Source organism: Nakamurella sp., assembly GCF_044224575.1.
Taxonomy (GTDB): Bacteria; Actinomycetota; Actinomycetes; order Mycobacteriales; family Nakamurellaceae; genus Nakamurella.
Genome location: NZ_JBGAKE010000026.1, coordinates 71315 through 79980, shown reverse-complemented (window position 1 = coordinate 79980; position 8666 = coordinate 71315). Strand labels below are relative to the sequence as shown.

The window sequence follows — 8666 nt, the reverse complement described above, 5'->3', positions numbered from 1 at the left end:
CGCACCGGCACCGTGCAGGCCGACCAGGCGTTCCTGCGGGACCTCATCGCGTTCTACGTGATCTTCGAGGGCATGTGGTTCTACACCGGATTCGCGCAGATCCTCTCGCTCGGCCGGCGCAACAAGATGGTCGGGATCGCCGAGCAGTACCAGTACATCCTGCGCGACGAGTCGATCCACCTGAACTTCGGCATCGACGTCATCAACCAGATCAAGATCGAGAACCCGCACCTGTGGTCGGCCGAGTTCCAGGCCGAGGTGCGGGGGATGCTCGGCAAGGCCTGCGATCTGGAGATCGCGTACGGCCGGGACACCATGCCGACCGGCATGCTCGGCCTGACCTCGGCGCAGTGCGAGCAGTACATGCGGTTCATCACCAACCGCCGCTGCGCCCAGATCGGCCTGGCGCCGCTGCACCCGCCGACGGACAACCCGTTCCCCTGGATGAGCGAGATGATGGACCTGAAGAAGGAGAAGAACTTCTTCGAGACCCGGGTCATCGAGTACCAGACCGGCGGTGGCCTGGCCTGGGATTGACCCACCTGGGTGCCGGGGGCGAGGGTCGCCCTCTCCCCCGGTACCACCCGGGCGGTCAGCGGTTCGACTGCACCATGCCCGCCGCCGCCACCAGGTCCCCGCGCCCAACCGCGGACACACCCGCTGATGGGTGCCTCCGATCAGATCGGGGAGTTGCCGGCCTTGAAACCGCGTTCTGGCATTCGCATGGACGCGTGATCGACTGTCCGGTCGACTCTCGGCAGGGACATGCTGAAGGCGATCACGGCGTCCTCCGTCGCGAGCGAGGACGCCGAAGTCCAGCGGAAACGGCTGCTGAGGGTCCGCCAGCTATCGATGTCGCACAGGAACGGCCGGAGAAGTCCTTCCTTGGTGGCGACCACCGAGCCTATGCGGTCCTACACCGTGATCGTGAGATGCCGGATCCCGTCGGGGTCGATGTCCAGTGTCAAGGTCGCCGTGTGCTGCCGATCCGGGCTCTGGCGCCGAGGTCTTTCGAACCGAGCGATCAGGTCCCGTTCAATGCAGAAACGGTGGGCCTGCTGCAGCGGTTCCTCGACCCATCCGCGGAACGCGGCGAGCCGGACCATGATGCCGTGCAGCCACTCGAGGTAGCCGAATGCTCGAGATCGCGGCGATGCTGCCCGGCGGTTGGGGAGGGTGATCTGACCGATCGAGTGATGACCAGTCCGTGCCTCCCCGACTACGATCCGTATCGGACATTGCGGTCCGAATCCCCGGGGGAACGACAATGGCGTCACCTTCTGCTTCAACAATGCGTCGCACGCGATGGGTCCAAGGCGTGATCATTGCGCCTTCCGCGGTGGTGATCGTCGTTGCCGGGGCACACCTCCTCGGCCGCGACGGGAAGCCATCGAGCGAGAACCAACCTTCGCCCGTCCCGAGCATCACAACCGCCTTCTCAGCGTCGTCCGAACCGCCCATCCCGACGGTGAATCCGCCACCGGCGGAGCAGCCTGTGCCCGTGGCGGTGCCGGCCACGACAGTCGAAGCCCCCGCGGCGGCCACGCCAGCACCGGTAAACATCACCTACGAAAACTGCACCGCGGTGTGGGACGCCATCGGCCGGCCAATCAATTCCGGCGAGCCCGGCTTCAACGAGGAGCTCGACTCCAACCACAACGGCATCGGCTGCGAGCAAGATCCGCGATAGCGGATGGTCGGGTGGCGCACGCCACCGGACGGGCTCACAATCAATGCACAGGGGAATTAGCGGGGGCGGTTCGTCCTGGTGCAGCTCAACGCCGAGCAACTCCTTGGGGGGACGCATGAAGATCCGTCGAATCGCCGTAATCCTGTCCTGCTGCGCGCTGGTCGTCGCTGGATGTGGTTCACAGCAGGCTGGTACGCCAACGCCGGCCACGTCGACATCAACATCAACGCCCTCACCGTCCAGTGAATCAACATCATCGGCGGCAACCACCACCACCACCACCACCACCAAGTCCTCGGCAACAACAAGCAGCTCGACCACTTCGTCGAAGTCGACGACCTCGTCACCCACGTCGTCCGCCTACGAGCCGATCCTGGGTGAGCACTTTGAGGGCACAGGCGACGACGTCGTGACGATCACCAAACCCGCCGACAAGGCCGCACTGCTCACCTTCTCCTGTCCCGATTGCCAAAGCAACGTCGTCGTCAAGACCGACAATGACCTTCTGGTCAACGAGATCGGTTCATACTCAGGAACTCACCTCATCGACATTCGGAACGGCGAGAACACCACCACTGCGGAGGTCACGGCTGATGGTTCCTGGACCATGGACATCGCCGACATCACGACCGCGCCCGAGGCAACGTCAGGGACCGGCGACAGCGTCATTTGGGTGAATACCGGGACCAAGGTCGCGATTACCCACGACGGCGACAGCAATTTCGCAGTTCACGCTGCAAGTTCGTCCGGGTTGGATTTGCTCGTCAACGAGATCGGCGCCTACTCCGGAACGAAGGCGATCGACACCCCCGCAATCGTCGACATCACTGCCGATGGCAACTGGACGATCACACCGTCCTGACGATTCGAGTCGATCCAGTGAACGGGGGAAGCCTGGAAGGATCGGGTGGAATCAGGCTGCGCCGGACGATCTCCCACGTGAAGCCAACGACAGTCCCAGACCTCGACACTATCTGAGCGGTCAGCCTTTTGACCGCACCGTGACGGCCGCCACCGCCAGGGCCAGCACGGAAAGGTCGCCGGATAGACGCAGGTCTTGATCCGCAATCCGAACTCGCCAGACCCACCCGGCCAGGAAGCGGGCCGGCGCTTCCCGCAGTCCCGGGGGATCCGCATGTCGACGGGGACGCCTCGAGACCGATCGCGCACGCGTCGAGATCAACGATCGGCGGAACGATGTCATCGAGTCCGTCACACATGTCGGTGTGCACCGACATGTGTCCGGCCACCCGGCGATGGCCGGCCGGAACGTTCGATCCGCCGGGGGTCCACGAGTTGAGCACCCACGTTCGGCGTTCTTGACGACGTGAGCCGCGTCCGGCTGATGCCTACGTGTCCCACTCGCGCAGCCGGGTGAGCACTTCCACATCCCCGCCGAGTTCCACCGATTCCAGCGGAATTCGGCCGTAGAACATGAGCATCAGGTCACTGGCCGTGCCGCTCACCGAGGCGTCGGCGGCCCCGATGTCTGAGCCGGAGATGGCGAGGCGACTCACGCTTGCGCCTGCGGCTGACAGGGTCACGCGCCACGACTGGCCTTCGGATGCATGGATGTCGACCACGGCACGCTCGTACGGCCACGCCTGGGTGGTCGTGCCACAGGTGACGTTGAACTCCTCGACCCCGTCGGCCGCGATCGCGGCCGGTACCGGCTGGGTGTCCCCCACCGCGAGTTGGGCGTCGTAGGTGTGCATCGCAGCCTCGTGCACCTGGTGCCGGCCGACGGCGCCGCTGGTCTGCGGCGACTCGGTGTGGCCCCACCACGACCAGCAGCCACGGTCCGGTCCGGCCTCCCGGAGCGCGCCCAGCAGCTCCTGCGTCGACTCGGACAGCCATTCCAGTAGCGCCTCGCGGTCCGCGGGTCCGGACCCGCCGATCTCTGACGAGGATTGGGCAGGCTTGCCGCCCTCGGGGCCGGCGGAGACAACTGCGGCCCAGCGGCGCTGCCCGCCACCGAGATGCCGGGCCAGGTCGAGCAGCGTCCACCCGGGGCAGGTCGGCACCTGCACGCCCACGTCGGATGCGGACCGCACCACGGCACGAAAAGTCGCTGACCGTTCGTCGACTAGCTCGAGCACTTCGGTGAACTCAGGAGGCTGATGCACTCGCGCTGTGTATCACCTGACCTCTTGGCCGAGCCAGCGAATAAGTCTCCTGGCCCGCGGCGAAACGGCCGTGATCCGCTCGTATTCCTCCATCCATCGACCCGATCGGAGCTCTCCTCGTTGACGTTCCGAGCCAGGGACCATCTGGGCGTCGGCAGCGAGGTCTATGACTACCGGGCGCATGCTGGTCCGATGAAATGGGCCACCACCTGGACCCGGCAACTGGACGCAGCGGGTATCCCCGTCGATCTGGGTTTGAGCGAGGAGGAACTCACCGGCGTCGAGCAACGGTTCGGGTTCGCCTTCGCTCCGGTCCATCGTCGCTTTCTGGCGCAGGCACTGCCGCTCGGTCCGGGGTGGGTCGACCGGCGCCGGCACCCGATGCACGCGATCCAGGACCGTCTCGATTGGCCGGAAGAAGGCCTGATCTTCGACGTGCTCAACAGCGACTTCTGGCCCCGGTCCTGGGGCACTCGCCCGCCTGATGATCGGCAAGCCGTGCTGACTGCTCGCGCTCAGATCCGCTACCTGCCCACGCTCGTCCCGATCTACTCACACCGCTACCTACCCGCCGCGCCGACCATCGAGCCCACCCCGGTCTTCTCCGTCAGCCAGAGCGACGTCATCGTGTACGGCGCCGATCTTGCCGGCTACCTGGCCCACGAGTTCCACCTGCCGCGGCAACCGGACCAGGAGCCTGCCCACGTCCCGTTCTGGTCCGAGCTGGCCGACGGAGCCGACAACGACGAATTCTGACCAGGGATACCCGGGAAATGTGCTGAAGAAGGGCGCCTCAAGCGGCACGCAACGGGCACCGGACGGTCGCCGAACTTGGTGGGGGTGCCGGCGTCAACGGTCCGAGGCCGGTTGCGGGGACCGCGGCCTCGGCCAGAGCCTCAAAGGCTCTCCGGTCGGTTTCGCATGAAATCGTCGATCCGGTCGTCGTGCTGGTAGTCGTACTCCCAGGGCAGGAGTCGGCCCGCGCGCTCCGCCGCAAAGCCCCAGGTCGGCCCGCTGATGTCGCTGAACGCTTCGGTGATCGCCTGTTCGACGAGCTGGCGGGTCCAGCGCGCAACGAAGATCATTCCCCGCCCGAGCAGCACCCGGCGGCCCGCGAGCCACCATCGGGAGCCGGCCAGGGTGCCGTCCGTTGGGGCGGCTTCGACCGCGTCGACGAGCCAACGGGGTGTGCAGACGGCGAAGTCGAAAGCGTCCGTCGGTCCGTCCTCGGCGGGGCCGACGAACGCCATCCCCTGCACGTAGAAGCAGGTCGGGTCGACCGGACTCCATTCCGCGGAATCCGAACCATCGGAGAAGAACACGCCGTGGACGTGCATCCGGCTCGGTAGCGGGTCGTTCACCCGCACATTGTCGACGCTGACGATTCGATCCGCGAACCGCAAGAGCGCGGGGCACGTGGACCACCACCCCCGTCGGGAAATCCTCGCTCTTCGTCGCCGGTCAGCCGGTCGGCGCCCGGCGGCCGGCGACGGCCGCGGCGAGCTCCAACCTGGTGGTCAGGCCGAGCTTGGCCAGTGCGTGCGAGACGTGCGTCTGCACGGTGCGCGGGGAGATGAACAGGGACTTGGCGATGTCCGGACCGGTCCGCCCCGCCCCGATCATTTCCGCGATCGAGTATTCGGTGGGTGTGAGCGACTCCCAGCCGGTCTTGGGTCGTCCGCGACGACCGGACACGCCAATGCTGATCCCGGAATCGCGCAGCCGGGCGGTCAGGGCCCGGGCGCGGGCCGTTGCGCCGACGGCGAGCAACGCCTCCTGGGCCCTGCGGCCCAGATCCCGCGCCGCGGAACGGCTTCCGTGATCGGCGGCCACCACTGCGGCCACCGCCCGGGCTCGCGCGGAATCTCGGACGTTGCCCAGAGCGACCAGCTCGTCCGCGGCGGCTGCCGTCCGTGCCGCGTCATGGGTGACGGCGCCGGCGACGGCGTGGGCCACCGGGCCGGCGGTCGGGAGCCGGTCAACGTCAAAGGTCTCGACACCGAGCCACACCCGGTTCAGGAGCTCGGACCGTCTTGCGGCAACGGCGATCTCGGCCGTGCGGATGGCGGACAATAGGTGCCACAACCGGTTCCCGGCGTCGTCGGCCAGCTCCCAGGACTGGGTCGCGAGCGTGACGGCCCGGTCCGGATCACCTTGACTCAGGGCAATTTCGGCGTCGACGAGGTCAAAAACGGGCAGCCCCAGACTGTTGGGCAGGTTCCTGGCCCGGAATTCCTGCATCCTGCGGAAGGCGGACTGCAGGTTCCCGCGGTCGACGTCGATTTCGCAGCGGGCGGCGATGCTGGTGGACGTCCACCCCAGGCTCGCCTCGATGTCGGACTCCAGCGCCGCATCGATTTCGGCGGCGGCGTCGTCGATGCGGCCGGCGGCCAGCGCAATACTGGCCGACACGAACAGGTGGTAGGGATCAACCCAGGCGTCGTCGCGGTCGGCCGACTGTCGCCGCCAGTGGTCGATATAGGTTGCAGCGTTCGTCGTCCCATAAGTGAAGTGGCGAAAGATCGGCGGCCACAGATCCATCGAGGCGACTTCGGCAGAGTTGATCTTGGCCAGTCGCGCGTGTCCTTGCGCTGCTCGTTCGGCCCACTCGACCGCACTGATCCCGTCCCCGTCGAGCATCGCGGCGAAGGCCGCAGCGGCGACCGGCGCGGCTCCGGTCGCTGCGGTGATCTCCAGCTCGGCGGCCTGGGTGCGGTCGATCCCGGCGACCTCGCCGGCCAGGATGTGCGGCCATCGGCCGTTCCACATCAACCGCGTCCGAGCTGGTTCCGGCACCCGGCCGGACGCCAGCACGTTGGCGATCAGCGCGTCGACCGCGGCGATCTGCCCCCTGGTGCTGTGGGTGAGGATCAGGAGCCTGATCAGGGCCGCCGCGTGCGGGTCGGCGGCGGCGGGAAGCGCCTGCCGGGCCACCTGGGCAGCCTCCTCGATCCGGCCCGCCTTGAGCAGGGCGTGCGCTCGGTCCACCGCGATGGCGGTCGACGACGCCGGGTCCTGTCCGGACAGATTCGCTGCCGTGGCCAGCATGTCGGCCGCGACACCGGGCGAAGACAAGCTGGCCGCTTGGCGCAGCTCGACGGTCAGGGTGGGCGTATCGACGGTGCCGGCGGAGCGTTCCAGGTGATACGCGGTTAGTTCGGCGGCGTTGCTGCGGGTCGCCAGCACCTGCGCGCAGGACCGATGCATCATCCGCCGGGTGCGACTGTCGATCGTGTCGTAGCTGACGTCCCTGATGGTGTCGTGCACAAAGTCCACGTCCTCGCCGGACCATTGCAGCAGCCGGGCGTCGATCAATTCGTCGACTGCCGTGGACAGCTTGAGCACGGTGGTGTCCAGGAGTCGGGCCAGTTCGGACGGGGCAACCGGCTGGGCCCACACGGCCAGCACCCGCAGCAGTTCACGGGCCGGCCCGGACGCCGAGGCGATCTGTTCGGAGACCGACTCGAGGAAAGAGACGGCGGTCAGCGGTCCGTCCTCGGTAACGTCCAGCGTCGCGCCCACCCGGACCAGTCGGCCCTGCTGGTCGAGGTGGCGGATCAGCGCCGTGACGTGCAGCGGACTCCCACCGGCCGAGGCCAGGGCGGCGAGCAGCCGCGGGGACGGGTCCGCACCGGTTTGGTCGGTGACCAAGGCGGCCGTCTCGGCGTGGGTCAGCGGGCCCAGATCAATCTCGGCGACGTGACTCCTGGTCGCCAGCAGCGTGAGCAGCTCTCGGGGTGGTTGCCGCCGGCGGGTCAGCAGCAAGCGGATCGGCAGGTCGGCGGCGGCCAGACCGAGCCGCCACAGCACGGTCAACGAGTCGGCATCGGCGCGGTGGACGTCGTCGACGACGAACAGCACCGGCCGGTCCTGGCTGAGTTCGGCGGCTCGCTCCAGGATCAGGTCCGGCGTGCTGGCCGGCGGGGGCAGCACCACGGGCAGCCCCACCAGGTCAAGGACCGCTCCGAACGGCGACCGGACCGAGGACTCCGTCGCTCGGGCCCAGCGCACATCCAGACCGGCCGCGCGCACGTCGGCGGCGACCACGGCGACCAGCGAACTCTTCCCGATGCCACCGGGCCCGCCGAGGATGACCGTCCGCGGGCCGTCGGGGGCCATCAGCGTCGTGACCACCGCAGCAGCGAGCTCCTCGCGGACTGGTACCGGCATATCGGAACGATAGTGGAGCCGCGGAACCCGGGTGGGTCGCCGGCCGGCCAGCGGTCATGGCGATGCGCCGATACCTGCGCAAATCTCTGTGTCGTGACGGATGTTCTGTCGCTGTCAGCCCGGCAGAGTAGGCCAAGTCGATGTGACCACCTCCAGACGGGATGTTCTCTGATCATGAATGCCAGCCCCACTCCGCCCGCCCTGCCCGGCCTCGCCGACCTGCCCGTCCCGGACCAGGCCGCCATCGCCGCTACCCTCGGCCGGTTGATGCGCGGGTTCGCTGAACGGGACGCGGATCTGCTCGATGGCATCTACAGCGACGACGCCGACTGGGTGAATGCCTTCGGGAGCGTCAAGAAGGGCAACGCCGAGATCGTGGCCTACCTGCGCGGCCTGTTCAGCGACGCGAATTTCGACGCCGGGCAACTCGTCGCCCCGCCAACCAGCCATCTGCGGAAGGTCACCCAGGACGTGGTCGTGGTGTCCACCGCGCTGCAGGTCACCGGTCAGCTGCTGGTCGGTGGCCAGGAGATCTCATTGCGGGACAACCATTCGGTGCACGTCCTGGCCCGGCGCAGCGACGGGCGGTGGCTGATCGTGTCCGAGATCTACTCCGACTCCCGGACCGACCAGTCCTACATCAACCACTCCTGAGCAACCGCCACCACCACACATTTCGG

General features: G+C 67.6%; 9 protein-coding genes. 5 read left to right on the top strand and 4 right to left on the bottom strand.

Going from position 1 to position 8666, the window contains the following annotated elements; all coding sequences use genetic code 11:
• The coding region (locus ACILSK_RS22050; protein WP_395729337.1) for a ribonucleotide-diphosphate reductase subunit beta at positions 1–537 on the top strand (537 nt) is incomplete at its 5' end.
• 140 nt (positions 538–677) lie between these two features.
• Here the strand turns inward: ACILSK_RS22050 and ACILSK_RS22045 are convergent.
• A complete protein-coding gene (locus ACILSK_RS22045) occupies positions 678–899 on the bottom strand; it encodes a hypothetical protein (protein WP_395729336.1) in 222 nt (73 codons plus the stop codon).
• A gap of 419 nt (positions 900–1318) precedes the next feature.
• Here ACILSK_RS22045 and ACILSK_RS22040 point away from each other — a divergent pair, with 419 nt between their 5' ends.
• Positions 1319–1690 (top strand): excalibur calcium-binding domain-containing protein, encoded by a 372-nt coding sequence (locus ACILSK_RS22040; protein WP_395729335.1) that lies wholly within the window; start codon positions 1319–1321, stop codon positions 1688–1690.
• Between the two features lie 115 nt (positions 1691–1805).
• A complete protein-coding gene (locus ACILSK_RS22035) occupies positions 1806–2552 on the top strand; it encodes a hypothetical protein (RefSeq protein ID WP_395729334.1) in 747 nt (248 codons plus the stop codon).
• Between the two features lie 487 nt (positions 2553–3039).
• Here the strand turns inward: ACILSK_RS22035 and ACILSK_RS22030 are convergent, their stop codons facing one another.
• Positions 3040–3789 (bottom strand): maleylpyruvate isomerase family mycothiol-dependent enzyme, encoded by a 750-nt coding sequence (locus ACILSK_RS22030; protein ID WP_395729340.1) that lies wholly within the window; start codon positions 3787–3789, stop codon positions 3040–3042.
• Between the two features lie 219 nt (positions 3790–4008).
• Between ACILSK_RS22030 and ACILSK_RS22025 the strand changes: the two genes are divergently transcribed.
• Positions 4009–4572: a hypothetical protein gene (locus ACILSK_RS22025; RefSeq protein WP_395729333.1), complete on the top strand. Its 564-nt coding sequence runs from the start codon at positions 4009–4011 to the stop codon at positions 4570–4572.
• Positions 4573–4712: 140 nt separating this feature from the next.
• Here the strand turns inward: ACILSK_RS22025 and ACILSK_RS22020 are convergent, their stop codons facing one another.
• Together ACILSK_RS22020 and ACILSK_RS22015 are read right to left on the bottom strand one after the other, a co-directional pair.
• Complete coding sequence (locus ACILSK_RS22020; RefSeq protein ID WP_395729332.1) at positions 4713–5177, bottom strand: Imm8 family immunity protein; 465 nt, start codon at positions 5175–5177, stop codon at positions 4713–4715.
• Between the two features lie 100 nt (positions 5178–5277).
• Positions 5278–7986 (bottom strand): LuxR C-terminal-related transcriptional regulator, encoded by a 2709-nt coding sequence (locus ACILSK_RS22015; RefSeq protein ID WP_395729331.1) that lies wholly within the window; start codon positions 7984–7986, stop codon positions 5278–5280.
• A 174-nt stretch (positions 7987–8160) separates the two neighbouring features.
• Here ACILSK_RS22015 and ACILSK_RS22010 point away from each other — a divergent pair, with 174 nt between their 5' ends.
• Complete coding sequence (locus tag ACILSK_RS22010) at positions 8161–8640, top strand: YybH family protein (RefSeq protein WP_395729330.1); 480 nt, start codon at positions 8161–8163, stop codon at positions 8638–8640.
• The last annotated feature ends 26 nt before the right edge of the window (positions 8641–8666 follow it).